This is a genomic window from Streptomyces asiaticus, assembly GCF_018138715.1.
GTDB lineage: Bacteria > Actinomycetota > Actinomycetes > Streptomycetales > Streptomycetaceae > Streptomyces > Streptomyces asiaticus.
Genome location: NZ_JAGSHX010000006.1, coordinates 7994940 through 8020775, shown reverse-complemented (window position 1 = coordinate 8020775; position 25836 = coordinate 7994940). Strand labels below are relative to the sequence as shown.

Annotated in this window: 18 protein-coding genes and 3 pseudogenes; 10 read left to right on the top strand and 11 right to left on the bottom strand. The window is 70.7% G+C overall.

All coding sequences use genetic code 11. From position 1 onward, the window contains the following. Positions 1-13: 13 nt before the first annotated feature. Positions 14-1207 carry an alginate lyase family protein gene (locus KHP12_RS42160; protein ID WP_086881141.1) on the bottom strand — a complete coding sequence of 398 codons (1194 nt, stop codon included), beginning with the start codon at positions 1205-1207 and terminating at the stop codon, positions 14-16. 87 nt (positions 1208-1294) lie between these two features. After that, a pseudogene (locus tag KHP12_RS42155) lies at positions 1295-1594 on the bottom strand (DUF4097 family beta strand repeat-containing protein); the annotation flags it as partial. On the opposite strand from KHP12_RS42155, the pseudogene KHP12_RS42150 reads away from it, so the two are divergent. Then, positions 1595-2062 (top strand): annotated as a pseudogene (locus KHP12_RS42150) (MarR family transcriptional regulator); the annotation flags it as partial. A 30-nt stretch (positions 2063-2092) separates the two neighbouring features. Here the strand turns inward: KHP12_RS42150 and KHP12_RS42145 are convergent. Continuing rightward, positions 2093-2707 (bottom strand): dihydrofolate reductase family protein, encoded by a 615-nt coding sequence (locus KHP12_RS42145; protein WP_086881142.1) that lies wholly within the window; start codon positions 2705-2707, stop codon positions 2093-2095. Positions 2708-2843: 136 nt separating this feature from the next. Here KHP12_RS42145 and KHP12_RS42140 point away from each other — a divergent pair, with 136 nt between their 5' ends. Next, complete coding sequence (locus tag KHP12_RS42140) at positions 2844-3446, top strand: TetR/AcrR family transcriptional regulator (protein ID WP_086881143.1); 603 nt, start codon at positions 2844-2846, stop codon at positions 3444-3446. A gap of 56 nt (positions 3447-3502) precedes the next feature. Here the strand turns inward: KHP12_RS42140 and KHP12_RS42135 are convergent, their stop codons facing one another. From KHP12_RS42135 to KHP12_RS42110, 6 genes are all read right to left on the bottom strand, one after another. Continuing rightward, complete coding sequence (locus tag KHP12_RS42135; protein ID WP_211834422.1) at positions 3503-4357, bottom strand: class I SAM-dependent methyltransferase; 855 nt, start codon at positions 4355-4357, stop codon at positions 3503-3505. Positions 4358-4391: 34 nt separating this feature from the next. Continuing rightward, the gene (locus KHP12_RS42130; RefSeq protein ID WP_086881145.1) at positions 4392-4736 is read right to left on the bottom strand and encodes a VOC family protein; all 345 of its coding nucleotides are present in this window, start codon (positions 4734-4736) and stop codon (positions 4392-4394) included. Position 4737: 1 nt separating this feature from the next. Next, positions 4738-4917 carry a ribbon-helix-helix protein, CopG family gene (locus tag KHP12_RS42125; RefSeq protein ID WP_086881146.1) on the bottom strand — a complete coding sequence of 60 codons (180 nt, stop codon included), beginning with the start codon at positions 4915-4917 and terminating at the stop codon, positions 4738-4740. Between the two features lie 73 nt (positions 4918-4990). Beyond that, positions 4991-5680 carry a siderophore-interacting protein gene (locus tag KHP12_RS42120; protein ID WP_086881147.1) on the bottom strand — a complete coding sequence of 230 codons (690 nt, stop codon included), beginning with the start codon at positions 5678-5680 and terminating at the stop codon, positions 4991-4993. Positions 5681-5920: 240 nt separating this feature from the next. Then, a complete protein-coding gene (locus tag KHP12_RS42115; protein ID WP_086881148.1) occupies positions 5921-9322 on the bottom strand; it encodes a CARDB domain-containing protein in 3402 nt (1133 codons plus the stop codon). 258 nt (positions 9323-9580) lie between these two features. Continuing rightward, entirely contained in the window at positions 9581-10747 is a 1167-nt protein-coding gene (locus KHP12_RS42110) for a M24 family metallopeptidase (RefSeq protein WP_246649269.1), read from the bottom strand. 679 nt (positions 10748-11426) lie between these two features. Between KHP12_RS42110 and KHP12_RS42105 the strand changes: the two genes are divergently transcribed. From KHP12_RS42105 to KHP12_RS42080, 6 genes are read left to right on the top strand one after another with little or no spacing between them, the layout of a single operon-like run. Continuing rightward, the gene (locus tag KHP12_RS42105) at positions 11427-12902 is read left to right on the top strand and encodes an acyltransferase domain-containing protein (RefSeq protein WP_211834421.1); all 1476 of its coding nucleotides are present in this window, start codon (positions 11427-11429) and stop codon (positions 12900-12902) included. Continuing rightward, a complete protein-coding gene (locus KHP12_RS42100; protein WP_211834419.1) occupies positions 12899-18958 on the top strand; it encodes an SDR family oxidoreductase in 6060 nt (2019 codons plus the stop codon). The genes KHP12_RS42105 and KHP12_RS42100 overlap by 4 nt, the downstream gene beginning before the upstream one ends. A gap of 35 nt (positions 18959-18993) precedes the next feature. Next, positions 18994-20022: a 3-oxoacyl-[acyl-carrier-protein] synthase III C-terminal domain-containing protein gene (locus KHP12_RS42095; RefSeq protein WP_211834417.1), complete on the top strand. Its 1029-nt coding sequence runs from the start codon at positions 18994-18996 to the stop codon at positions 20020-20022. Continuing rightward, positions 20019-21497, top strand: a complete 1479-nt coding sequence (locus KHP12_RS42090) for a cytochrome P450 (protein WP_211834415.1) — start codon at positions 20019-20021, stop codon at positions 21495-21497. The genes KHP12_RS42095 and KHP12_RS42090 overlap by 4 nt, the downstream gene beginning before the upstream one ends. A gap of 4 nt (positions 21498-21501) precedes the next feature. Then, a complete protein-coding gene (locus tag KHP12_RS42085) occupies positions 21502-22611 on the top strand; it encodes a Rieske 2Fe-2S domain-containing protein (RefSeq protein WP_086882823.1) in 1110 nt (369 codons plus the stop codon). A gap of 46 nt (positions 22612-22657) precedes the next feature. Next, positions 22658-22951 (top strand): acyl carrier protein, encoded by a 294-nt coding sequence (locus tag KHP12_RS42080; RefSeq protein ID WP_211834414.1) that lies wholly within the window; start codon positions 22658-22660, stop codon positions 22949-22951. Between the two features lie 36 nt (positions 22952-22987). Here KHP12_RS42080 and KHP12_RS51825 read toward each other — a convergent pair whose 3' ends face one another. Continuing rightward, positions 22988-23578 (bottom strand): nitrile hydratase subunit alpha, encoded by a 591-nt coding sequence (locus tag KHP12_RS51825; RefSeq protein WP_246643268.1) that lies wholly within the window; start codon positions 23576-23578, stop codon positions 22988-22990. Positions 23579-23644: 66 nt separating this feature from the next. Between KHP12_RS51825 and KHP12_RS42065 the strand changes: the two genes are divergently transcribed. Continuing rightward, a complete protein-coding gene (locus tag KHP12_RS42065) occupies positions 23645-24529 on the top strand; it encodes an NAD-dependent protein deacetylase (RefSeq protein WP_086882822.1) in 885 nt (294 codons plus the stop codon). A 114-nt stretch (positions 24530-24643) separates the two neighbouring features. Here KHP12_RS42065 and KHP12_RS42060 read toward each other — a convergent pair. Continuing rightward, a pseudogene (locus KHP12_RS42060) lies at positions 24644-25577 on the bottom strand (AMP-binding protein); the annotation flags it as partial. 32 nt (positions 25578-25609) lie between these two features. On the opposite strand from KHP12_RS42060, the gene KHP12_RS42055 reads away from it, so the two are divergent. Continuing rightward, positions 25610-25819, top strand: a complete 210-nt coding sequence (locus KHP12_RS42055; protein WP_211834412.1) for an alpha/beta hydrolase — start codon at positions 25610-25612, stop codon at positions 25817-25819. The last annotated feature ends 17 nt before the right edge of the window (positions 25820-25836 follow it).

Sequence of the window (25836 nt, the reverse complement as noted above, 5' to 3'; positions counted from 1 at the left end):
GGGCACCGGTCGGTCAGGACGGGTTGTCCGCGTGGGTGAGGGTCGTCCAGGCGTTGAAGTAGTTGTCGGTGCCGGACGGGCGGTGGGCCTCGGTGTACTTCTGGGCGTTGGACATGCTGATGCCGAGGCGGTTGTGGAGGGCGTTGAAGCCGACCTCGGTGACCTGGTCCAGGCCCTTCTTGACGGATCCGCCGCACAGCCAGGACGGCACGGCGGTGCCGTTCTCGTAGGCGGTGTGGAAGCCCAGTGCGTAGCGCAGCCGGTCCTGGATCTTCGGGTAGAGGTCCTGGCCCTGGATGCGGCTGGTCTCCGCGATGTCGGCGATGGAGGCGATGCCCCAGCCGGTGTGCCCGAAGTCGCGGCAGGTCTCCTGGGCGAGACCGTCGGCGAAGGTGCTCTGGCCCTGCCAGTACTTGATGATCTCGGCCTTGGTGTCGATGCTGCTGTCCGCGGGCGGCTTGGGCAGATCGCCGTCGCTGGTCAGGTATATGTACGCCGGGACGCGGTCGAGGTAGGTACTGACCGCCTTGTCGTAGGCGGAGCGGTCGTCGAGGAAGACCGCGATGCCGATGGCCGCCTCGGTCATCACCAGTTCCCAGTTGCCGTTCTTGGTGGTGGCCGAGCCGTTGCTCACCTCGGGGAGGTACACGTTCCGCAGCATGGTGGCGAAGCGGCCGGCGCCCGGCCAGCCGCCGTCGTAGGTGTACTTGATGATCTCGGCGGCGCGCGGCCAGGTGGCGCCGGACCAGCCGGACTGGAGCGGGGCGTTGCTGTTGGTGTGATCGGTGATCGTGGCGGACCAGGCGTCCATGATCTCGATCGACTTCTTGGCGTACTTGCTGTCCCGGGTGAAGTACCAGGCGAGCGCGTCGGTGTAGGCCGCGATGGCGTCCTGGCGCTCCTCGGTGCACCCGTGGTTGGGGTTGGACGACGAGCCGCACTCCACGACGGCGCGCGGTTGGGGGGTGCGCGACAGCGAGGCGTAGGAGCTGCCCATCATGTTGTCGTAAGCGGCCTTCCAGGGCTGCTGACCGGCCTGCACCTTCGAGCGGGCGTAGTCGAGTTGGGCCCGGCTCACCAGCACCCCGGGATGGGTGAAGGCGGCCGGCGCGGCCGTCGCCCGCGGGGCCGGTCCGCCGAGCTGAAGGCTCAGCAGACCGGCCAGCAGGGCGAGAACACTGAGTAACGCGGTTCTGGTTCGTGCCATCCGATGACCTCTTCTGTTCATGGATGAGAACGCAGTTCCCAAATACGGACAGGATGGCCAGGACCCTAAGGATGGCCCGTGAACATGTCAATGGCTGCGGGCGGTGATGTCGCCTCGGGAGGTGGTGGCACGGATGTCGAGTTCGGCGGTGCCGTCGTTCTTGAGGGCGTTGCTGATGCGGCCGTAGCCGGTGTCGGCGTCCAGGGTGGCCGAGACGCCGGCCGCGGCGCCGACCGAGATGTCGCCGGACTGGGTGCGGAGCACGACCCTGCCGCGCACCGCCTCGGCGATCCGGATGTCACCCCGCGCGGCGCTGATCTCCGCGGGGCCGCCCAGCCTGCCGACCTCGACGTCACCGTCGAGCACGGTGAGGCGGACGCTCGCGGCGACGCCGAGGCCGTGGCCGAGTACGAGGAGACGCTCACCACCGTCCTCATGGCCTCGGGCCTGCCCAAGGTGACGGCCCGGGTGCTGACCTGCCTGTTCACCACCGACGCCGGCAGCCTCACCGCGTCCCAGCTCTCGCAGCGCCTCCAGGTCAGCCCGGCGTCCGTCTCCAAGGCGATCGCCTTCCTGGAGAGCCAGAGCCTCGTCCGCCGGGAGCGCGACGAGCGCCGCCGCGACCGCTACGTCGTCGACGACGAGCTCTTCCACCAGGCGACGATCGCCAGCGCCCGGTCCAACGACCAGCTCGTCGAAACCGCACGCCAAGGCATCGCCGCCCTCGGCCCCCACACCCCCGCGGCCGCCCGCCTGGAGAACATCGCCCGCTTCCTCGACTTCATCAGCGAGAGCATCACCCGCGCCGCCGAACAGGCCCGCGAAGTCCTCCACACCAAACGCGAAACAACCTGAGTGGTGGCTCCGCGACGACGCCGGACGCCGTCAGAGGAGGTCGTAGGTCAGATGGGTCGCGGTCGTTGTCGGGGTCACGCTCCGCTGGACCAGTGTGCGCGGCGCTCCGCCGGTGAACAGCGGCGTTCCGGCGCCCAGCAGGACGGGCGCGAGGTGCAGCGACAGGACGTCGACCAGCCCGGCCCCGATCGCCGAGCCGACCGTGGCGCCGCCGCCCATGAGGACGACGTCGAGGTCCTTGCCGCTGTCCGACGACGCCGCCTCGGCGCGCTCGCGCGCGACGGCCACGGCGTCGGGCAGACCGGTGGTGACGAACGTCCAGTCGAGGTCGGTGAGGCGCACCGACTCCGGCGGCGCGCTCGTCACCACGACGAACGCGGGCTTGCCGACCTCGCCGGCGCCGTAGCCGATCGAGTCGTCCCAGCCGCCCGGCGCGTCGACCACGTCGAAGAGCCGGCGGCCGAGGACGACGGCGCCCGAGCGGACGGTCCCCTCGCGCAGGACCCGGCGGTCGTCGGGGTCGTCGGAGAACGCCCAGGTGTGCAGGGCCTCGCCACCGGCGCCCAGGGCGCTGTCCGGGCCGGGGTCGGGCCCGGTGACGAAGCCGTCGAGGGAGACCGAGATGTCAGCGATGATTCGAGTCATGTCAGGGCAGACCCGATCCGCCGCCCGAACTCATCGCGCCCGCTGCCCATGGACGGCTCAGGATCATCGCAGAGGACCGCCGTGATCACCGCATACTTGTCGGCCGACACACAAGTTACCTTGTTAGGATATCCGCATGGTCACCCCTCGCCGTACCCAGCAGGAGCGCCGCGCCCAGGCCGAGGCCGCGCTGCTCAACGCCGCCGCCGAACTGGTCGTCGAGCACGGTGTGCGGTCGCTGACGCTGGCACGGGTCGGCGAACAGGCAGGGTACAGCCGCGGGATCGTCACCCATCACTTCGGGTCCAAGCAGGCCCTGATCGAGCGACTGGCCCGCGCGACCCAGGCCGGCTTCGTCCCCGGGCTCGCTGACCTCCCACCCGGGCTGGACCGGCTCCTGCGGCTCGTCGACGGCTATATCGGCGCCTCCGGAAGCGCCGGAACGATGAACCGGGCCTTCCTGCTGCTGTGGGCCGAAGCGGCCACCGCGTCCGAACTGGCCCCGATCTTCCGCGAGCGCGACGAGGCATTCCGCTCCGATCTGCGCACCGATGTCGCCGCCGGGATCGCCGACGGCGACGTACGCACGGACATCGACCCCGACGACGTCGCCATCGCGGTCCTCGGACAGCTGCGCGGGATCGGCCTGCAACACCTCCTCGACCCCCGCACCGTCGACACCGCACGGCTGCGCCACACCGTCACCGACTACTGGCGCCGGGCATTGCGTGTCTCCTAAAGCCCGGATCGCCTAAGCCCGGATCGCCATGGAGGGCGCTGATCCGGCCGTGCGCGTCAGGTGGTGGCCAGCAGCAGGTCTTCTCCGCTCGACGGGCGGAGGCCGTCGGTGCGATCGGCGAAGTAGCGCTCGGCGAGCGAGGCTCCCGACACATGCCGGACGTCCGTGAAACCGGCTTCGCGGGCCAGTTCCAGCATCTCGGGCGGTTTGTAGAGGCTGATGAACGGCGTTCCGGATGCCCGCGCGCCTTCCATGCTCGCCCGGAAGCCGGGGCGGTCGGCGGCGTCGAGAAGTTCGACCGGCAGCAGGAAGGTCATGGCGAGCGTCGAGCCGGGTGCGAGCCCGGCGATCTGGCGCAGGGTGGCCGCGATGGCGTCTTCCGTGAGGTACATGCTGACACCGGTGGAGACGATGACCGAGGGTCTGCCGGTCTCGAAACCGTCCGCGGCCAGCTGCTTCAGCCAGTCTTCGCTCGCCTCGAAGTCGACCGGCACCAGGCGCAGCCAGTCGGGGACGCCATAGCCGAGTTCGTCCAGGCGATGGCGCTTCCATGCCTGCGGGCCGGGCTGGTCGACCTCGAAGACCCGTACCCGGGAGCCGGCCTCCGGCCTGCGCTGGGCGAAGGTGTCCAGACCGGCTCCCAGGATGACGTACTGGGTGACGCCGTGGTCGGCCCGCTCATCGATCAGGTCCTCGATGAAACGGGCGCGGGCCACCATGGCCGCCCGGAACCCTCTGGTGGTGTCCGGGTCCATGTCGGGGCGGCGGCGCCAGTCGGCGTCGGGGGCCGCCAGCCGCAGGCCGATCTCGTCCTCGAACACATGCGGTGGCGGGTCGACCTGGACGTGCATCGCCCGCCAGAGGGCGGTCCGCACCGCGGTGCTGTCCGGCGCCCCGGTCTGCTCGTCCATCACGGTGTTCCCCTTTCGTCGAGTTGCGCCGAGGTCAGCTCTTGGCGGGGGCCTGGAGGCTCCACAGGCGCCCGTCGGGGTCGCGGACGGTCATCTCCCTGGTCCCGTAATGGGTGTCCTCGAACGGCGTGACCACCTCGACGGCGGGGTCGGGACGGAACCCGTCCGCGTCCGCCACCTTCAGCACGATCCGTGTCTGGGGCTCCCGGTCCTCGGGGACCTCGGAGATGAAGACGTACGGCCCGTCACCGTTGCGGAGCTGACCGGAGTTGTGGTCGGTCGCGAACTCCAGCTCGTACCCGAGCGCCTGGAAGAACCTCGCCGACGTGCCCCAGTTGTGGGTCGTCAGGAACACGGCCTCGATTCCTTCGGTCGCCATGTCAGCTCTCCTCCTCGATCGATTGCTGTTCGTCCCCATGGGCGTCGTCGAGGTAGGCGCGCAGTGCGTCGGCGACCAGCGCCGACAACGACATGCCCGACTCGATGGCGTGGTACTTGACCTGCTTGATCAGCTCGATCGGCAGGTACACGTTGAACTGCTTGACTTCCCTGTCACCCACGAGTGCGATGCTAGCATCCTAGCAAGCTAGGAGACGATGGGCGCGGCCACGGCGAACCGTCCAGAGCCGACTCCTACTCCAGCCCCCGCTTCCCCGGCGTCCAGAACGGCTTGGTGAGCACCGCGCGCCGGTCCCAGCCCGCCTCCCGGACGAGCACCTGCCGCACCCGCTGCACGGTCCGGGCCTCCCCGGCGACGTAGGCGATCCCGCCCGGCTCCGGGGCAAGGCGCCGCACCGCGTCCGGGAGTGAAGTGCCGCCCCTGGTAAGCCAGTTGAGGCGGTCGGAGTGGGCCAGCGGCAGCCGGTCCGCGGCCGTATCCGTCTCCACACACCCGGAGACGCGCGCCCCGGGCGGCAGTGCGGCCAGCATCGCGCCGAAGGCGACGGACGCCGTCTCCTCCCCGACGAAGACATGATGGGCGGCCTCGGGCCGCAGCGTGAACGACCCCTCGGGCTTGCCCAGCCGCACCCGCTCACCGACCTCGACGCCGCCGCCCCAGCGCGCCCCCGGCCCCGCTCCCGCGTGGTCCAGCACGCACAACTCGACGGCGCCGGAGGGGTCGTAGCGCCACACGGAGTACGTACGACGGGTCAGCCCGGAGCCGACCAGGACGCGCACCTGCTGCCCGGGACGGACATCGAGCCCGGCGAGGGCGTCGCCCTCGATACGCAGCCGGCGCATACGGGCGGCGATCGGCTCGGCCTCGGTGACGGTGCCGCGGAGCATCAGCAGGTCCAGGACCGGATCCAGCAGTGTGGGCACGGGAGTGCTCCTCGGAGAAATCGGGTGGATGCGGGGGCAGTTGGACGGCCACGATGGACCAAAACGCGATAGTACGCGTTCTCGATTAAATGCGATAGTGCGCGACGACGCTGGGCCTGCTCGGCTCCGACGTCGACGGCATCCGCGCCGCCTTCATCGACGGCGCGGTGTAGAGCCGCCCGCTGCCCCGGAAGGCATCGCGCCTTCCGGGGCAGCGGTCGGACGTCCCGGGCGCGGCGCTCAATCGCGCGATGCGGAGGACCGGTTCGCGGAGCCGTTGATCACGAACTGCGAGCCGGGCTCCTTCACCACATCGCCCTGAGTCGAGTTGGTGATCCTCACGTTCGTCAGCGTGGCGTCGCCGCGCGCCCCGCCCATCGCGAGGATCCCGGACCCGTTGTTGGACTTGTCGATGGTGACGTGTCCGATCCGGACGCCGGGCATCGCGCCGCCGCCCGTCTTGAACTGGATGCCGTCGTAGGTGGAGTCGTGGATGTCGGTGTCGCGGATCGTGACCCCCGGGATGTCCTGCCCCTGGGCGAACAGGGTGATCGCGCCGAACTCCTGCGCCTCGCCCCAGAACGCGCCGCCCGTGCGGTACAGGCCGTTGTTGGCGATGAGCGTCTCGCCCGAGAAGGGCAGCGGGTCGTGGTCGGTGGCCAGCATGATCCCCGGGTAGTTCATGGTGTCGGAGATCAGGTTGTTCTCGATCGTGTTGCCGTAGCCGCCGTAGACCGCGATGCCGTTGGCCCGCCAGGGCAGTTGGACGGTGTTGTTGCGGAAGTGGTTGTCGTGGCCGATGTCCGTCGAGGTGTCCTTCACATACTTGTTGGCCCAGACGGCGAGTGAGTCGTCACCGGTGTTGCGGAACGAGGAGTTGTACACGGTCGAGTTGCGGGTGCCGTTGGTGAAGTTGACGCCGTCGGCGTAGGTGTTGCGGATCCGTACGCCGCTGAGCTCGAGGCCGTTACCGGGCCCCCACAGCGCGGGGATGTTGGAGTAGTCGCGGCCGACCCAGGCGCCGACGTTGGCGTGCTCGATCCACACATTGGTGATCTTGGTGTTCTTGCCGAAGCGGCCGTTGAGCCCGACACCGCCCTCGGCACCGCCGTCGCCGCCGCGGATGGTGCCGGAGCCGAAGATGGCGATGTCGGAGATCTTGGTGTTGTCGTCGATGTCGAAGCCGAAGTTGCCCTCGTGAGGGTGGTTGATGCCACCCGCTTCCTGGGGCGGGATGAGCGAGTAGAGCTGGGAGTGCCACATCCCGGCACCGCGGATGGTGACGTCCCGGATACCCATCTGGTTGTACTGGCCCTGGTTCTGCGGGTCGTCGGTCAGGATCTTCTTCTCCTGGCGCCACTGGCCCGCGGGGATCCATACGCAGGGGATCGCGCCCTCCTGGTCCGCGGTGACGGCGCGCTGGATGGCGTCCGCGTCGTCGATGCCGTCGTCGGGCACGGCCCCGTAGTCGGTGATGGAGACGCACTCGGCGGGCTTGGCGGCGGGTGCCGCGACCTGCTCCAGATCGACCAGGTCGATGATGTAGAAGGCCGCGTCGTCACCGGAATCCCGCTGGAGCCGGAACTTCGTACCCGGCGGGTAGGTGTCGGTGAGCAGGGCGTGGGACTCGTCGAACAGCCGCCGGGCGTCGCCGCCGGGCCGGTTGGTCAGGCCCTCCGGGTCGTCGGTGGTGCCGTAGAGCCAGCTGTGCTTGGAGGACAGGGTGAGTTTGCGGACGAAGGTGCCGTCCGCGTAGAGGCTGATGGTCGCCTCCCTGCCGCCACCGCCCGCCGCGTCCGGGATCGAGTTGCGGACGACGATCGAGTTGGACGGCGTGGTGGAGGTGAACTCCACGTACTGACCGCTGGTGTCGAGCCGGACCGATTCGCGCCCCGAGGACTCGGTGGCGAAGTTGGTGTGCCCGAAGGTGCGCTTGGCGTCCGTCGTCAGCAGGGTGCCGTCGTACCGGCCGTCCTCCGCCTCGTACTCGGTGTACGGCACGGCGGCGCCGCGTCCGACGACGAGGGAGCGGGTGAAGGTGTTGTTGTCCTCGTTGGTCTCGGCGACGGTGTCGGTGGCGTCGGCCGTCGCGGTGAGCGTCGCTCCCCCGCTGGTGGCGGTCCAGTCGCCGCCGATGGCCACGGTGGCCGTGCCACCGGCCGGGATGGTGCCCGCCGTGCCGTTCAGCGTGGTCCCGCCGACGGTGAGCCGGGTGACCGATCCGGCGGGCACCGCGCTCGTCCCCCTGTTGTGCACCGCGACGGTGAAGGTGACCTTGGCGCCGACGGCCGGGCCGGCGGGGTTGGTGGTGATGCCGGTGACCTCCAGGTCCGGTCCGGGGGCCTGGCCGATGACCAGCTTCGAGGCTGCGTTGCGGCTGTTGTTGGTGTTGTCGAGCTCAGGGACCGTGTCGGCCGGGTCGACGACGGCGGAGACGGTGTAGCTGCCCATGGGCCGCTTACCGACCTTGACCGGCACCTTCTGTGACGCGCCCGGCGCGAGCGCGCCGACGGCGCCGCTGCCGGCGGCCGTGCCCTCGAGGCTGACGTTCACCGTGGTCGCGGGCGCGGCGGCCGTCCCGGCGTTGCGGACCGTCGCCTCGACGGTGACCGCGTCCGCCTCGGAGGGCGACTCGGGCGACCAGGCGAGTTCGGTGACGGTCAGGTCGGGCGCGGGTGCGGCCGTGCCGACGACCTCGAACTCGGCGACCTGTCCTCCGCCGGCGCCGGTGTTGCCGGAGAAGTGCAGCCGTACGTCCGCGTACCGTCCCGTGACCGGGATGGTCACCGTGTTCTTGTTCTGCGACGGGCTGAAGGTGTAGTCGGCCCGGTCCTTCAGCGAGGTGAAACCGGACTCTCCGGCCGCCCGTCCCAGCACCTGGATGCTCTGCGACCGGGTGGACCAGACGGGATCGGGGTTCAGCTTGACGACGACGCCGGTCAGATCGGCGTCGGCGCCGAGCTTCGCGGTCAGCGTCGAGGACTGGCCGCTCGCCTCCCAGTATGTGGAGGTGCTGCCGTCGTTGGCGTGGCTCGCGACGTAGTCCTGGGTGGTCGACGACGCCTCGATCGGCTTGCGCAGGGCCAGGTTGGTGCCCGTGGGCGGGTTTCCGCCGGCCTCCCCGCGCACCTCCACCTCGGAGAGCTGGGCGGCGTTCCAGCCCGTGTTGCCGGTCACCTGTACGCGCACGTACCGCGCCTCGGCCGCGACGTCGAGCGCCACCGTGTTGCCGGACGACGGCGAGAAGTCCTTGCGCACGTCCGGAACCACGGTGGTGAAGTCCTGGCCGTCCGGGCCGGCCAGGACTCTCACCGTCTCGGTGCGGGACTCCCACGACGCGGGGAGCTTCAGTGCCACCTCGTCGATGTCCGCCTTGGTCCCGAGGTCGACCTGCACCCACTGGGGGAACGAGCCCGCGGGACCCTCCCAGTAGGAGGCCTGGCTGCCGTCGGTGACATTGCTCGCCGGGTAGGAGCCGTGTGCCCCACTGGCCGTCACCGGCCTGCCCAGCGCCAGATTGGCTCCCTCTGCGGCCTGGGCTCCCGCTGCGGCCTGGGCTGTCACGGGCAGCAGCCCGACCGTGAGCAGACCTGCCGTCACAAGCCCGGCGGATAACCGCCGACCGTGATGTCTTCTTCTCATGAGGCCTTCTCGATCCTTCCCCTGAGCAGGCCCAGACGGTGCCGCGCTGGTGCCGAGCCAGCCGCAGTGCAAGAGTTGAGTGATTTCGTCTATCTTTTGCAGCGATGCTTTGACAGATTTCTACCGCTCATCGACTTTGTCAACGACTCGGCACCCGGCGGTACTTGATCGGCCGCGGCGGGAGCGGACCCGGCCCGGGGAAGGTCAGGGCGGTCAGGGCGGTCAGGGCGGTCAGGGCGGTCAGGGCGGTCAGGGCGGTCAGGGCAGTACGACCAGTTCACGGCTGGTGCGGTTGAGCCGCTCCCCACCGTCATCGGTACAGATGACGATGTCCTCGATGCGGGCTCCGAACCGGTCGGGAAGATAGATGCCCGGCTCGACGGAGAAGGCCATGCCGGGCTCCAGCGGCAGGGCCGAGCCCGCCACGATGTAGGGCTCCTCATGCGTCTCCAGCCCGATGCCGTGACCGGTGCGGTGGATGAAGTGCGGCCCGAAGCCCGCGTCGGTGATGACATCCCGGCCGATCGCGTCCAGCTGCTCGGCGGTGATACCGGGCCGCACCGCGTCGGTCTGGGCACGCTGGGCGGTCAACAGCACCTCGTACAGCCGTCGGTACTCCGCAGGCGGCTCGCCGACGACGTAATCGCGGGTGGAGTCGGAGCAGTAGCCGTCTTCGGTGGTCCCCCCGATGTCGACCACCACGGGGTCACCGGGCAGGATCACCCGGTCCGACAGCTCATGGTGGGGACTGGCGCTGTGGGGCCCGGAGCCGACGATGACGAAGTCGACCCGCACATGGCCCTCGGTCACGATGGCCTCCGCGATGTCCCGGCCGACCTCGCGTTCGGTGCGCCCGGCGCGCAGCCACTCACCCATGCGGGCGTGCACCCGGTCAATGGCCGCCCCCGCCCGGCGCAGCGCCTCGGCCTCGGCCTCGCTCTTGCGGATCCGCAGCCGGCCGAGCACCTCGCCGGCGAGTGCCTGGTCGGTGTCGGGCAGCGCGGCACGGAAGGCGACCACCTTCTCGGCCCACATATGGTTGTCCACCCCGACCCGCCCCATACCGGCGGGCAGCCTGGCCGCGACGAGGGCATACGGGTCCTCGGTCTCGGCCCATCCGGTGATCTCGATCCCGAGGTTCCCGGCCGGGGACGCGAGCGCGGCGGGCCGCTCCAACTCGGGCACCAGGAGGAAGGGTTCGCCGGCCACGGGGAGCACAAGACAGGTGAGCCGCTCCAGGGGAAGAGCGTGATAACCCGTCAGATAGCGCAGATCGGCGCCGGGACTGATCAGCAGCGCGCCCAGCCCCGCGTCGGCAGCGGCCTCCCGGGCACGCTCCAGACGGTCGGCGGGGTAGAGATCGGTGAGGATCACGGGGAGTTCTCCATCCTGGTGTCGGGCGACTGAGGCAGCAGACCGGCCCATCCTCGACCGGCCGAGGCCCTCCGGCGACATCATTTTCGCCCGCAGCCGGCCCCGGGGCTCCACACGGGCCGCGCTTCCCGCACCCAAGCCGTTGACCAGCACAAATGAAGAAATCCAGCTGGAGCACTAACAGCTAAAAAACTGATTGGTGTACGCAAGCACTCGGTCTCGGCCACATTGATTCTCCGAAAGATGGCCGAAATCCCGGACGTATCACGTTCAAACACCCGCATCATGTTAAATCAGAACGGACACTGCGGACATTAGCGCCATAATCAGCCGGGGGCCGCTAACACGAGGCCTTGTCGAGCGACAAGACCGCAATCGCCCCCTGGCATCACGTAATTCACTAGTCATGAACACAGGCAGTTTAGGCCGAAACTGAAACCCTAAGATCGTTGACCCCCCGAAAGGAGCACAGTTACCTTAATTAGCGAACCCGATCAGCAAGGAAAACCCTCTTCAGGGTCACGCATTTGCGGGAATGGCCACCAACGATGGGTGGCCAGGGTCGAATTTCGCTGGGCTCGCCGCTCCGATATACCGCAGCAAGCGGACGTATGTCGTCGATTTCATCGCGCCGTCGTGGCGTTTCAGGGCCCCGGCTAAGCCAATGCAACATCGCCGGCAGTCGGGACGGGAGATGAGGGTGATGCACGTGGTGGATTCTGTCTTTGTCATGCCGGGAACGGTTGCCGCCCCGCGCGGAGGCATTCTGTGCGACTTACACAACCGTTACGAGGCCGTACGTGAAGCGCTGTCCCGAATCGACAAGGCCGCCCAGGAAATGGGGCTGCCCAACATCAGTGCCCGGCTTGTCGAACAGAACGAGACGAGCGACCGGCGCGGCCCCGACGTGCAATATCTGGAGATCTTCGCGGTCAGCATCGCAACGCACCATATGCTGATCGCCGAGGGTGCCAAGCCCATCGCGATCGTCGGGCAGAGCATCGGGGAGCTGTGGGCCCTGGCCGCCGCGGGGCATCTGTCCGTGGAGGACGCCGCGCGGCTGGCCGTGGCCCGGTCCCAGGTACTGACCCGGCGGAGCTGGGGCGGAAAGATGCTCGCGGTCGGAGTGGACGGCCGCCGGGCGGAGTCGCTCGCCGAGCTGATCAACCATCCGCACCTGGTACTGGCCTGCGAGAACGCCCCTCGGCAGAGCGTCATCAGCGGCCCCGAAGCGTTGATCGAGCATGTGGAGCGGGTGGCCGACGCGCTCGGCTGGCCAAGTCTCCAACTCGACGTCCCGCATCCGACCCACACTCCGGCCATGGCGCAGGCCGCGCGCGACCTGCGGGAATCGGCGCCACGGGTTCCGTACGGTGCCGGGCACTGGCGGGTGTGCTCCCCATGGCTGGGGCGGGACGTCGGCGACGACGACCCGGTCGACCTGGTCGCCGGTGCGCTCACCTCCCGGGTCCGGATGCTGCACACCATCCGTGAGCTGCACGCGGCCGGCGCCGATGCCTTCGTCGAGTGCGGGGAGTGGCCCGTCGTCACCAAGTTCGTCGAGGCGTCGATCCCTGGGGTGCAGTGTGTCGTTCCGCTGAGCGAGCGCGACCCGGTCGGGGCCGTCCGGGCGCTGGTCGCCGATTCCACCGGCGGTGGCCCGTTCCGCTCGCGCTCGTCGGCACCGTCGAGCAACGGTCATGGTCCCGTCGTACGGGTGAGTGAGCCCACGCCGGCCGGACCGGTGGCGACACTTCCCGTCACCGATCCGCCGCCGGTCCGGGCCGCCGTGTCCGCCGTGTCCGCATCACCTGCGGCCCCTGTGTCCTATGTGGCCCCCGTCCCCTCCCCGGCCCCCGCGGCTCCGGCTCCGGCTCCGACTCCGGCTACCCCGGTCGCCCCGGTCGCGGTCGCCCCCGTCGCCTCGCCGTCCTCTGCCGGGTTGGACTACGAAACGGTGCTGGCGGAGTTGCGGACGCTCTACGGCGACTTCCTGGGCTACCCGCCCGATCTGCTCGGTGAGGACGACGGCCTGGAGGCCGAGCTGGGTGTGGAGTCGCTCAAGCAGGTCGCCCTGCTCGGGATGGTGTCCGACCGGTACGAGCTGCCCGCTCTGCGGGCGAATTCCTCCCTCCTGACCGTCGGCACGCTGCGCCGGATCGCGGAGGCCGTCGTGCAGGCCCGATCGGGGGCTGCCGGACGATGACCTCCACAGAGAACCTGCGGGGTCGGGTCGCCCTGGTGACGGGGGCCGCGAAGAGCCTCGGCGCGGACATCGTGCGCCGCTTGGCGGGGAGCGGGGCCCACGTGATCGTCAACTACTTCCACTCGGTCGAACAGGCGGAGCGGCTGCGGGCGGAGCTGGAGCAGGCCGGTCACAGCTGCGAGTTCATCCGTGCCTCAGTGGCCAAGACCAGCGAGATCGACCGGATGTTCGACCTGGTCCAGGAGCGCCACGGCGGCCTGGACATTCTGATCAACAACGCCGCGGGCGGGGCCTTCCTGCCGCTGTTCGACATCGATGACACGTACTGGCAGCGGGCGTGGTCCACCAATGTGATGGCGGCCTACCACTGTTCGCGCCGGGCGGCCGAGCTGATGGCGGGACGGGACGGCGCGAGCATCCTCTGTCTCTCCAGCGTCGGGGCGCACCAGCCGGTTCAGGGTTACGGCCCCGGCGGTGTCACCAAGGCGGCCCTGGAGTCGCTGGTCCGCTATCTGGCGCTCGAGCTGGTCGGCCAGGGCATCCGGGTCAACACGGTGCTGCTGGGCTCCGTCGCGAGCGAAATCGTCGTCAACCTGGACGCCCCGGCGGCGACGCCAGGTGGCCCGGCCGAGGCCAGCGAGCTGATGAGCCGTACCCTCTCGACACCGGAGGCGGCCAAGTTGATCGTCCACCTCCTGCACGAGGACGCCGGCTTCATCACCGGGCAGACCATCGTCGCCGACGGCGGCATCAGCATCGGCGGGATGCAGGGCCTGCGGCTGCACAGCAGGCTGGCGGACCAGGTGAGCAGGCCCGCCAGGCGCCAACCGGAGGCTGCCCGCCCTGCACAGGCACAGGCACAGGCACAGGCACCGGAACCGGCACCGGTGGCGGCACCGGCACAGGACCAAGCGCCAGACCCGGCGCCCGACCCGGCACCGGCCCCAGCACCCGACCAACCACCCGAGACGGACCCCGAAGCCGTCGCCGTGGTCGGCCTCGGTCTGGTCCTGCCCGGCGCGAACAACACGGCGGAGTTCTGGGACCGGTTACGGGAGGGCGCCCTGATCTCCAGCGAACCGTCCGCCTTCGACCTGAAGCACTTCTGGGCGCCCACCCGGGAGGAAACCGACGCCTTCTACGTTCGCGAGGCCGCGTACGTCCACGGCTTCGTCCCCGACCCCGCATCGATCGCCGAACCGGACGGGAACGTCGGCCGCCCCGGATGGCCGCGTACCACTCGCTGGCTGCGGCACTGCGCCGTACAGGCCCTGGCCGGGGTGCACCGGCGCCCGACGGACCGGTGGCTCGCCACGACCACCGGTATCCACGACCAGACGGGGCTCGGCCCGCAGGGTGTCGTGCTGGGGGACGAGTACCGGCGCATGGTGCGCGAGGCGATCCCCGCCGACCAGGACGGTGACTGGCTGGCCGAGCTGGCCGACCACGCGATCAGCGCGTACTACGGTGGCGACGGCGGGGACCCGAAGGCCTACCTGCCCGCGTCCGTCTCCCGCGACGCGCTGCGCGGACTGATCCCCGACGACTCGCAGCACCTGACCCTCGACGCGGCCTGTGCCAGCGGACTGTTCGCGCTGGACGCGGCGGTCAAGGCGCTGCGCGAGGGTTCCTGCGATGTGGCGCTGGCCGGTGGCACCTCGGTGATCGAGCCGATCGGGTTCACCCTCTTCTGCCGGGCCCAGGGCATCGCGATGAGCGGCAGGATACGCCCCTTCGACAAGGCGGCCGACGGAACCCTCATCGGTGAGGGCTCCATCATGCTCACCCTGAAGTCGTACGCACGGGCCGTGGCGGACGGCGACCGGGTGCTCGGTGTCATCCGGGGCACCGGTCTCGCCGCCGACGGCCGGGGAAAGGGCATTCACGCTCCGGCCACGCGCGGTCAGGAGCTGGCCATCGCCCGGGCCTGGGCCGACGCGGGCATCGAGGCCGACGACGTGGACTGGGTGGTGGCACACGGCACCGGCACACCGGTGGGCGACGAGATCGAACTGCGCTCGCTGCTCTCCCGGTTGGGGCCGCGGAAGCGGGCCTGCCTGCTGACCTCGAACAAGCAGGTCTTCGGGCACACCGGTGTGCTGGCGGGCCTGGTCTCGGTCGCGCACGCGCTGGTCGCGCTCGAACGCGGGGCGGTCCCCGGTCAGCCCGTGGTCACCGATCCGCACCCGCTGCTGGAGGACGGCACGCGGCTGACCGTACCGGTCAGGGACGCGCCCTGGCCGGTGGAGGACACACGGCCGCGTGTGGTCGGGGTGTCGTCGTTCGGCCTCGGAGGGGCGGACGCGCATGTGGTCCTGTCCGACCGGGTGCCGACGGCCGCCCCCGCGCGGCGGCGGGGCGGTGAGGCTCGCGCGGACACGGAGCAACTGGTCGTCGTGGGCTGGAACACCCATCTGCCCGGCCTGGACACCGCCCAGGTCCCCGCCTGGCTGAGTGGTGACGGCCCGCTCCCGGACGCCGGCTTCGGTGTGCCGTACCCTCTGCCGTCCCCGCGTGAGGTGCGCATCCCGCCGCTGACCATGCGGCATATGGACCCCGCCCACCTGATGATGCTCCAGGCCCTCGGCCCGCTGCTGGACCGGCTCGGTGAGCCGGGCGTCAGCCTTCGGCCCACCACGGCGGTGGTCGTGGGAGCGACGCTGCCGACCACGCACAACACCCGGGCCGCGCTGCGGGTGCACGCCGGCGAGTGCGCCACCACGTTCGACATCCTGCCCGACCGGGTGCGGGCGCAGACGCTCAAGGAGTACCTCGCGAAGGGGATGGCGGAGGCCAAGGGGGTGATCCCCGGCGATCTGAACGAGGACGACTTCACCGGGGCGGTCTCCTGCATCCTGTCGGGCCGGGCCGCCAACTACTACGACTTCCGGGGTATGGGCACCAGCGTCTACGCCCACCGGGACTCCGCGCACACCGCCCTCGACCTGGCGCTGCGCCAACTCCGGCACCGCGCCTGCGACCTCGCCCTCGTCGGCGCGGTGTGCCAGCGGCCCATCAGCGGCTGGGACCGCCACCTCGACGAACTGGTGCCGGAGGGCCGGTCCATCGCGGAAGGTGCCGCCGTCCTGGCGGTCACCCGGCTCTCCACCGCGCTGGAACACGACCTGCCCGTCCTGGGTTCGCTCTCCACCGCGGTCGAGGCCACCGATCCGCGACGCCCGGCCACGCCCGGGCACGCCCTTCCCGTACTGGCCGACGCCGGACACACCTATCTGTCGCTGGACGCCCTGCTGGCGGTCCTCAAGGCCGTCTCCACCGGTGCGGACACCGTCGTGACGCCCGCCGCCCCCGGATCACCACTGATCCGGTTCACCCGGCCGGGGGGTGCCGCACACACCGGACCGGACCGGACCACGCGCGCCGAACCGGACTCTGCCGCACACGCCGAGCCGGACTCTGCCGCACACACCGAGCCGGACTCTGCCGCACACACCGAGCCGGAACCTACCGCGCCCGACGCGGCCGGTCCGGAACACGCCGAGGACTTCACCGGCCGCCGCCAGACCCTCCGATTCGTCCCGACGGCCCCGCCGCGGAACGGCTCGGCCGCGCGGTCGATCCCGCCGGGCACCATCGTCATCACCGACGCCCCGGATCTCGCCGCGGCCGCCACCGGCCCGGACATCGCCGTCTGGGCACCGCGGCCGGGCCTCGGAACCGCCACCCACGTCCCGCCCGATGAGGCGCCCGGCGCCCTGGCCGAATTGCCGTTCATCCCGCGCCATATCCGGGTCCTGTCCCGGCTGCCGGTCCAGGACGACGGGAGCGACGACGCCGAGGCCACCCGGATGGAGGACCTTCAGGACCTCACGTTCACCACCCTCCAGGCGGCGCTGCCCGCGCTGCGCACCGGCGGTTCGCTCGGCGCGCTCCTGCTCGGCGCGGTGCCGGACGATCTGCCACCCCCGCTGAGCGGGCTGTTCACCGGCCTCGTCCGCTCCGTCCGGGCCGAGGTCCCGCAGTGCGGCGGAGCGACCCTGCTCAGCGACGCGCCGGACGCCGCGACCGCCCTGGACCAGCTGGCGCGGGCGGGCGCCGCCCAGGTGCCGACCCACACACTGGCCTGCCGCGGGGGCGACTGGTTCACCCTGGCCGTCGCCGACGACCACGCTCCACCGCCCCCGGCGGAAGCCGCCTCGCTGCCGCCCGGCGCGGTCGTGGTCGCCTTCGGCGGCGCCCGGGGCATCACCCCCGAGCTCCTCCACGCGATCGCCCGCACCAGCGACCGGCCGCATGTGTACGTCATCGGCCGCACCCCGCTGCCGGAAGGCGACGACGCGCTGCCGCCGCAGGCCGAGTTCATCGCCGCGGAACACCGCAGCCGCCCCGGCGCGTCGGTGGGCGAGCTGCGCGCCGCCTACGAGAAGGCCCAGGCGCGCCTGGAGGTACGCCGTACCGTGCGGCGGCTGACCGAACTGTGCGGCCAGGACCGTGTCCACCACCGCGTGTGCGACATCCTCGACGCCGAGGCCACCACCGCCGTCCTCGACGAGGTCGTCGACCGGCACGGACAGATCGACCTGCTCATCAACACCGTCCTCGACCTGCGGTCGCGTGCGCTGCACGCCAAGACGCTGACCGATTTCCGGGCGGTCCGGGCCACCAAGGCGACCGGCTACCGCAACCTCAAACGGGCCCTGGCCGGGCGTCCGCCCCGGATCTGGTGCAACTTCAGCACCCTGGCGACGCTCGCGCCCGCGCCCGGTGACATCGACTACTGCGCCGTCAACGAGTACCTCGCGTACGCGAGCGCCTGGGCCCAGCGGCACGGACCGGACGGTCACCGGGAGTTGGCGATCCTCTGGAGCGGCTGGCGGGAGGTCGGCGTCGCCAGCAGCGTCACCATGCGGGAGACCCTCAAGCGCAACCAGATGGACGCCTACATCAGCACCGAGCAGGGATGCGCGCAGTTCCTCTCCGCCGTGACCCGGCCACCGGCCGCCGGGGTGGCGTTCTTCATCCGGGACGACGAACGCGTCCTGCTGGCCCGGCGTGGGATCAGCACCTACGGCCCGGGCGGGACCAGCACCTACGGTTCCTCCGGCGAGCCGCGGATCCCCGCTCCGGACGCGCCGCCGCCCGCCGTGCCGGATCCGTCGCTGACCAGTCCGCTGCTCGACGGTGTCCTGCACCGCGGCAAGAGCTGGGCCGTCTTCACCAAGACCTGGGATCCGCACACCCTGGCCGAGCGGGACGGGCGGTGGATGCGTCACCACCGCGTCAACGGTGAGTACACACTGGCCGGCACGTTCACCCTGGAAGCCGCGGCCGCCGCGGCCGCGACCCTCTGCCCCGACCTCGTGGTCACCGGGTTCCGCGGTCTCGTCTGCCGGACGTCGATCACGGTCAGGCTCGCCGGACCGCGGCGCACCGTCGCGGTGGAGGCCCGGGTCACCAGCCGGAAGCGGGACGGCGCCGAGGTGGCCGTCCGGATGACGGCGCACCGGATCGGCAAGAACGGCAAGGTCCTGCGCTTCAACGACCTGCTGTGCGAGACGACGGTCGTGCTGGCGGATCGCTATCCCGTGCTCGCCGGACCACCCGACTTCTCGTCCCACGACCCCGAACCCGAGTTCGCGATGCCGGTCTACTCCCCCGACCCGCCGATCTCGCTCACCGGCCCGTTCGCCGGGACCAGCGATTACGCCCGTGGGCCGGACGGGAACAGCGCCAGGTTCGGTCTGGACCACGCCGCCTGGGCTCCGGCCCTGGCGGGGATGACCGTACCGGCGATCCTGCTGGACGCGATGGTGCACCTGTTGCTGCTGCCACCGCGCGGCGACCACCCGCCACTGGTCGGCCCGATGGCCGGTCTCGACGAGGTCGAGCTCGGCGGGCCGGGCAACGATTGCCTGCTCAGCGCGGAGCACCCGGCCATCCGGCTGCACTGCGACTTCGCCACCGGGGACCTGACCGCCGTGACCGGTCACGGCAAGGTGCTGGCCCGTATCACCGGGGTCACCGCACACGCCTTGGACCACAGCGGAGAGCTGGTCCGGCCCCGCGCCCGCGTTCCCCAGTCGCCCCTTTCGTGACAGTCGCCCCTTTCGTGACAGCGGAGGAGACAGCAGTGTTGTGGCAGGACATCACGATCGCCGGGACCGGCGCGTGGATACCCCCCATCAGGCCCGAGCACGAGCCGACGGGCGGGCCGGGCACCGGGCGGCCCTCCATGATGGCGCTCAACGGATTCACCTCCGCCGCCGTCTCGAAGGACGACACGGCCACACAGATGGCGGCCCGGGCCGGTCTCAAGGCACTGCGCCACGCGGACGTGGCCGGCGCCGACTTGAGTCTGCTCGTGCACGCAGGCTTCCAGGACGCGGACCACTACACGCCCTCGGCCTATCTGATGCGGGTGCTCGGGGGGAAGGACACCGCCGGGATCGAGGTCGGTGCCGCCAGTGACGGCGGGGCCGCCGCGCTCGTCGCCGCGGCCGACCACCTCGCCGCCCGGCCGGACGCGAAGGCCACGCTGGTCACGACCGGCGCCCGGTTCCCGGACGAACGGTGGGGCTATTCCCGGGAGTTGGGTTACGTGGCCGGTGACGCCGGCGCCGCCGCCGTCCTCACCCGGGGGACGGGCTTCGCCCGCCTGGTGGCGACCGCCCATGTCACGGAGTCGCGGCTGGAGGCGCAGACCCGGACCAGGGAGGGCCACACCGGTGTCGCCCGGCGGTCCCCCGTCGAGGAGACCGGGTTCATGCCCCACATCGACGTCCTTCAGCGGGCCACCCACCGCTGCATCGAGGCCGTCCTCGACGAGGCCGCGGTGAAACCGGCGGACATCGCGCACGTGGTGCCCATCGCGATCGGGTCGGTCGTGCTCGACATGCTGCTCAGCGGCTCACCACTCGGCCTCCGCGCCGACGACACCAGCTGGACCTACGGCCGCCACCTCGGCCACGCCGGCCCGTCCGACGTCCTGCTCGCCCTCGACCGGGCGTTCCGCTCCGGCACGCTGCGGACCGGGGACCGCGTCCTCGTGGTGAGTTTCGGGGTCGGCTTCCGCTGGACCACCGCGCTGCTCGAGATCACCCGCGATCCCGCCGCCATGGCACCGGCCGGTCGCTCCCACACAGAAGGAGGTTGGTCATGACGGACACGAGTACGGCGACCGCCGCGTCGGTGCCGCTGGCTCCGCGGGCCCTGCCACTGCTGGGCCACGCACTGCCCCTGCTCCGCGATCCGCTGGCGTTCATCATGTCCCTGTCCGACTACCGCGAGATGGTCCGCGTCCGGCTGGGCCCGAGTACCGCCATGATGATCTGCGATCCGGACCTGACCCGGCAGGTGTTCCTGAACGACCGTGTCTTCGACAAGGGCGGCCCGATCTACGACCGGATCCGCGAGGTCATCGGCGACGGCCTGTCCACCTGCCCGTACCCCCTGCACCGGCGGCAGCGGCGGCTGTGCCAGCCGTCGTTCCACCCCACCCGGCTCGCCGGGTACGGGGCGGTGTTCGCCCGGGCGGCCGAGGTGAAGGCGGGATCCTGGCGCGACGGCGACGTCCTCGACATCACCCAGGAAATGATGACGCTGACGACGCGCGCCACCATGGAGACGATGTTCAGCGGCTCGCTGCCGGCCGAGACCATGCGGCGGGCCCTTGCCGACACCTCCACCATCGTGACCGCGTTCTTCCGCCGGATGATGACACCGGCCCTGCTGCGCCGGGTGCCGACTCCGCGGAAGCGGCGCTACGACCAGGCCCGTAACCGGCTGTCGGCCACCATCGCGGAGATCATCGCCGAGCGGCGCGCCGATCCGACCGACCATGCCGACCTGCTCTCCACGCTGGTCGCGGCGGTCGACGAGGAGAGCCAGGACGGCCAGAAGCAACTGAGCGACACCGAACTGGCGGACGAGGCCCTCACGTTCTTCCTCGGCGGGATGGAGACCACGGCCATCACCCTGGCCTGGGCGCTGCACCTGCTCGCCACCAACCCGGACGTCCAGCGCCGGCTCCGGGCCGAGACCCATCAGGTCCTGGCCGGCGGGAAGGTCGACCCCGCGCACCTGCCCTCGCTCGACCTGACCGCCCGGGTGGTGACCGAGACGCTGCGGCTGTATCCGCCCGCCTGGATGATGACCCGCGCGGTCCGGCAGGACACCGAGCTCGGCGGGGTACGGCTCAAGGGCGGCAGCACCATCGTGCTCAGCCCGTACCTGCTGCACCGCAGGGCCGACCTCTACCCCGAGCCCGACCGGTTCGACCCGGACCGCTGGCTCGGCGGTCAGCCCGACCGAGCCGCCTACATCCCGTTCGGCGCCGGGGCGCGCAAGTGCATCGGGGACCAGTTCGCCCTCACCGAGGCCATCCTGGCCCTCACCGCCATCGTCGCCCGCTGGGAGCTGACCCCCGTCGGCGACCAGCCGTTCGAGCCCAAGGTGGAGACCAGCCTGAGTTCGCGCGGGCTGCGCCTGCGGATCAGTGAGCGGCGGACGAGCGGCACCGGCGACGCCGGGCTGCACGCGGCCACGCCGCGGTCCGCACCCGCCCAGCCCTCCACACCCGCCCACCCGTCCACGCCACCGGGCGCCGGCGGCTGCCCGGTGAAGCACGAGGAGTGATGCCGTGAAGCCTCACCTGAAGCCCCTGGTGAAGCAGCTTCTCAACGCCCGAAGGGTCAGCCTGCCCAGCGCGGCCCCGGCCGACAGCCTGCGCACTCCTTCCCTCCCTTATCCGAACGGATGGTTCTGCCTGGCCTTCTCCGACGAGGTGCGCCCCGGCTCCGTCACCACCCGTCCGCTCGCGGGCACGGAGGTCGTCCTCTACCGCACGGCCAAGGGCGTGCTGCGGGCCGTCCGGCCCCGGTGCCCGCATCTGGGAGCGCATCTCGGGGTCGGCGGTTCGGTCGAGGGCGAGGACATCGTCTGCCCCTTCCACCGGTTCGCGTTCGACCCGGCCGGCACCTGTGTGCGCACCGGTTACGACAAACCACCGCCGAAGGCGTCGCTGGCGCAGTACCCGGTGTGCGAGGCCAACGGCTCGATCTATGTGTGGTGGCACGCGCTCGGCCTGCCCCCGCAGTGGGAGGTCCCGGTCTTCCCCATGGACGACCGGCAACCGTACAGCCACGACACCTTCGACATCGCCGGTCACCCGCAGGACGTCATCGAGAACGCCTTCGACTGGGGTCATCTGCCGGCGTTGCACGGTCTCAAAGGTCTCGACATCGAGGGCGCTCCGGTGGCCGGGGAACCGACCAGCACCGTCACCGCGACCGCCCGCGGCACCATGATGCGCGGGTTCCGCCAGTCCTACACGCTCACGGTGATCGGACTGGCCACCATCGCGGCGCGCACGGTCCTGCCCCGGGGCGCGGGCACCCTCCATGTGATGCTCCACGCGACCCCCACCGGCCCGGGGCGCATCCAGCTCCGGTTCGGTACGAAGCTGGAGCTGAACGGGATCCCCGGCGTGCCCGGGACGGTGGGGCGCGCGGCGGCCATGCCCGTCGCCCGGCTGCTCAGCGCCGTTCTCCAGCGGGTGGCGAGCGTCGACACCGGCGCGGACCTGCTGATGTGGCACTACCAGGAGCATGTCGAGCACCCGAAGCTCGCCAAGGGCGACGGTCCGATCGGCCGGTACCGGCAGTGGGCGCAGCAGTTCTACACCGAACCCACGGACGATCTCGTGCCACCGCGACCTCCCCGGGCCGGCGCGAGCCGCTCGGAGGAGTGACCACCGGCCGGCGAGACCTGGTCCACGAGTACGAGGGAGAACAGGCATGACCACGTCATCCGACCAGCCGGTGCCGGACTCCGGCGCCGTCCAGAGGGAAATGCTGGGGTACCTGACGAAGCGTACGGGGAAGACCTGGGCGGCCGACGCGGACGTCTTCGGTTCCGGCGGGCTGTCCTCGCTCTTCGCCATGGAGCTGGTGGTGCATCTGGAGAAGTCGTACGGCATCGAGATCCGCGGCGCCGACCTGCGGATGGAGAACTTCCGCACCGTGCGGCGGATGGCCGCGCTGGTCGAACGGCTCCTCCGGCAGCCCGCCCCCGGCGGCCCCGGTGCGTGAACCGGTCGCCGCGGCGGCGTCGGCGGCCGCCGGGGCTCACGCTTCGTGAACGTTCGAGTGGCCGTCCCGGTGGTCGTGGCCCGGGGAACGTCGCGCCAGGGCGTGGGCGCGTGCGCTCACTTCGTCCGCGGCCAGGTGAACGCGCCCGTCTCGTACAGGCCGACGGCCATGGCGACGGCGCCAGCGCACCTCACTGGTGGAGTCGTGGACGGTGATCCGCACGTCGTCGTCGAGTTCGAGTCCCATCTCGGACAGCACCGCGCGGGGCTCCTTCACCACGCGTGCGCGGTAGGCGGGGTCCTTGTACCAGCTCGGCGGCAGGCCGAGCACCGGCCACGGGTAGCACGAACCCAGGGTGCACACCACCACGTTGTGGCCTGCGCCCCCGAGAAGCCGAGCTCCTTGGTGGGCGTTGGTGTCCGGCAGCACGAAAGCGGGCTGGACGATCTCGACGGTCCCGGTGTGTCCCCGTACATAGCCCGGCAGCCGGGTGTGCCCGGACACCGACAGGGCCTTGGCCCGTACCCGCTCGCCGACGGCGAACGCGGGGGCGGTGGCCACGGAACGCAGCGAGCCCTCGGCGGTCGGCGCGTAGTCGGGCACCGCGGGCTTGGGGACCGGGAACATAATGGACTACGTGCCCGAATCGTATACGCCAGGTGTCATCCCCGCCGCGTTCCGTACTCTGGCGGCATGCGCATGCGCCCCACTTTGAGCTGGACCCCTGCCGAGGACCTGCCGCCGGGCAGTACGGACCTGGAACCGGTCGCCGACGCCCTGAGCACCGGCGGTGTACTGGTACTCAGCGGGGCGGGCATCTCCACGGAGTCGGGCATCCCCGACTACCGGGGCGCGGACGGAAGCCTGAGCCGGCACACCCCGATGACCTACCAGGACTTCACCGCCAGTGCCCAGGCCCGGCGCCGGTACTGGGCCCGCAGCCACCTCGGCTGGCGCACCTTCCGCCGCGCCCGCCCCAACGACGGGCACCGGGCCGTGGCCGCGTTCGCCCGGCACGGCCTGCTCTCGGGCGTGATCACCCAGAACGTCGACGGTCTGCACCAGGCGGCCGGCAGCGAGGGCGTCGTGGAACTCCACGGAAGCCTGGACCGGGTCGTCTGCCTCTCCTGCGGCACCTTCGGCCCACGCCGCGAACTCGCCCGGCGGCTGGAGGAGGCCAATGCGGGCTTCGAGCCGGTGGCCGCCGGAATCAACCCGGACGGTGACGCCGACCTCACCGACGAACAGGTCGGGGACTTCCACGTGGTGCCCTGTACGGTCTGCGGCGGCATCCTCAAACCGGACGTGGTGTTCTTCGGCGAGGCCGTACCGCCGAAGCGGGTCGAACACTGCCGCGAGCTGGTCCGCGAGGCGTCATCGCTGCTGGTCCTGGGCTCCTCACTGACGGTGATGTCCGGGCTCCGGTTCGTCCGCCAGGCGGCCCGGGCCGGAAAGCCGGTGCTGATCGTCAACCTCGACCCGACCCGCGGCGACCGGCACGCCGTCACCCGGGTCGCCCTCCCCCTGGGAACGGCGCTCACCGCCCTGGCCGACCGGCTGGGCACCCCCGGTCAATAGCCACATCGCACGCGATGCCGACGAGCGGATCCGTCGGCACGTCTCCGAAGCCGGGCTCCACGAGCGCATGATCCTGTCCTGATTCCCTATCACCTATTGCCTATTGCCTATCGCCTATTCCCTGACGACGATTTCCCGTTTGAGGATCTTGCCGGTTGCTCCCTTGGGGAGCCCGTCCGTGACCGTGACGATCCGCGGGTACTTGTAGGCGGCAACCCGCTGTTTGACGTAATCGCGTATCTGGTCAGCTGTGGTGTGTGCACCATGCCGGAGCGTTACCACGGCGGCCACCTCCTCCCCGTGGATCTCGTGCGGCACGCCGACGACGCGGCGGCCTCGGAGATGGCGGGGTGCCCGTACAGCACCTCCTCGATCTCGCGTGGATAGACGTTGTATCCACCGCGGATGATGAGGTCCTTCTTCCGGTCGACGATGAAGTAGTAGCCGTCCTCGTCAACACGGGCGAGATCGCCACTGTGGAACCACCCGTCCCGGATGGCCTCCGCGGTCGCGTCCGGACGGTTCCAGTACCCCCTCATCACGTTTTCGCCGCGGATCGCGATCTCACCGACTTCGCCCCGCCCGGCGGTGGTGCCATCGTCCGCGACGGGCATGAACTCGACCCCGCGGACGGGGAGACCGATCGAACCGGCCTTGTGCGGCCGGTCCGGAGGGTTGAACGAAGCGACCGGCGAGGTCTCCGAGAGGCCATAGCCCTCCAGCACGGTGGCGCCGAAGTCCCGTTCGAAGCCGTGCAGCACGTCGACCGGCAACGAGGCACCCCCGGAAACGGCCAGGCGTATCCGCGAGAGGTCGTAGCCGTCGGGGATCGCGGTGTGCAACAGGGCCGTGTACATCGTGGGGACACCCAGGAAGACGGTGACCCCGTCCCGGTCCATGATCTCCAGCGCCTTGGCCGACTCGACCGCGGCAGCAGGGTCAGCGTGGCGCCGGCAGCGACAGCGGTGTTGAGAGCGCAGGTCTGTCCGAAGGCGTGGAACATGGGCAGGCCGCCGAACAGTACGTCGTCCGGCCCGATGTGGAGCACCGAACGGCTGGACGCCGACCCCGCGGACACCCTTGCCGTTCCCCAGCATCGTCGCGGCGAGCACGAACGATCCCCTGGCCGCTTTCGAGAGCGTCGCCGGTATCGCACGAGTGTGGGGCAGCCACTTGGTGGACCTCGGCCCCGTCGGACACCTCAACCCGGCCGCGGGCTACGGCGCGTGGCCGCGGGCCGAGGAGTTCATCCGCGAGCTCAGCCGAGTCCCGCCCGATGAGACCCTCTGACGTCTGGCGCATGACGT

Excerpts from the sequence above, each read along its gene's own strand:
- KHP12_RS42160 (WP_086881141.1), bottom strand. The coding sequence starts at position 1,207 with ATGGCACGAACCAGAACCGCGTTACTCAGTGTTCTCGCCCTGCTGGCC.
- KHP12_RS42145 (WP_086881142.1), bottom strand. The coding sequence starts at position 2,707 with ATGACTCGAATCATCGCTGACATCTCGGTCTCCCTCGACGGCTTCGTC.
- KHP12_RS42140 (WP_086881143.1), top strand. The coding sequence starts at position 2,844 with ATGGTCACCCCTCGCCGTACCCAGCAGGAGCGCCGCGCCCAGGCCGAG.
- KHP12_RS42135 (WP_211834422.1), bottom strand. The coding sequence starts at position 4,357 with ATGGACGAGCAGACCGGGGCGCCGGACAGCACCGCGGTGCGGACCGCC.
- KHP12_RS42130 (WP_086881145.1), bottom strand. The coding sequence starts at position 4,736 with ATGGCGACCGAAGGAATCGAGGCCGTGTTCCTGACGACCCACAACTGG.
- KHP12_RS42115 (WP_086881148.1), bottom strand. The coding sequence starts at position 9,322 with ATGAGAAGAAGACATCACGGTCGGCGGTTATCCGCCGGGCTTGTGACG.
- KHP12_RS42110 (WP_246649269.1), bottom strand. The coding sequence starts at position 10,747 with ATGGGCCGGTCTGCTGCCTCAGTCGCCCGACACCAGGATGGAGAACTC.
- KHP12_RS42105 (WP_211834421.1), top strand. The coding sequence starts at position 11,427 with ATGCCGGGAACGGTTGCCGCCCCGCGCGGAGGCATTCTGTGCGACTTA.
- KHP12_RS42100 (WP_211834419.1), top strand. The coding sequence starts at position 12,899 with ATGACCTCCACAGAGAACCTGCGGGGTCGGGTCGCCCTGGTGACGGGG.
- KHP12_RS42090 (WP_211834415.1), top strand. The coding sequence starts at position 20,019 with ATGACGGACACGAGTACGGCGACCGCCGCGTCGGTGCCGCTGGCTCCG.
- KHP12_RS42080 (WP_211834414.1), top strand. The coding sequence starts at position 22,658 with ATGACCACGTCATCCGACCAGCCGGTGCCGGACTCCGGCGCCGTCCAG.
- KHP12_RS51825 (WP_246643268.1), bottom strand. The coding sequence starts at position 23,578 with ATGTTCCCGGTCCCCAAGCCCGCGGTGCCCGACTACGCGCCGACCGCC.
- KHP12_RS42065 (WP_086882822.1), top strand. The coding sequence starts at position 23,645 with ATGCGCATGCGCCCCACTTTGAGCTGGACCCCTGCCGAGGACCTGCCG.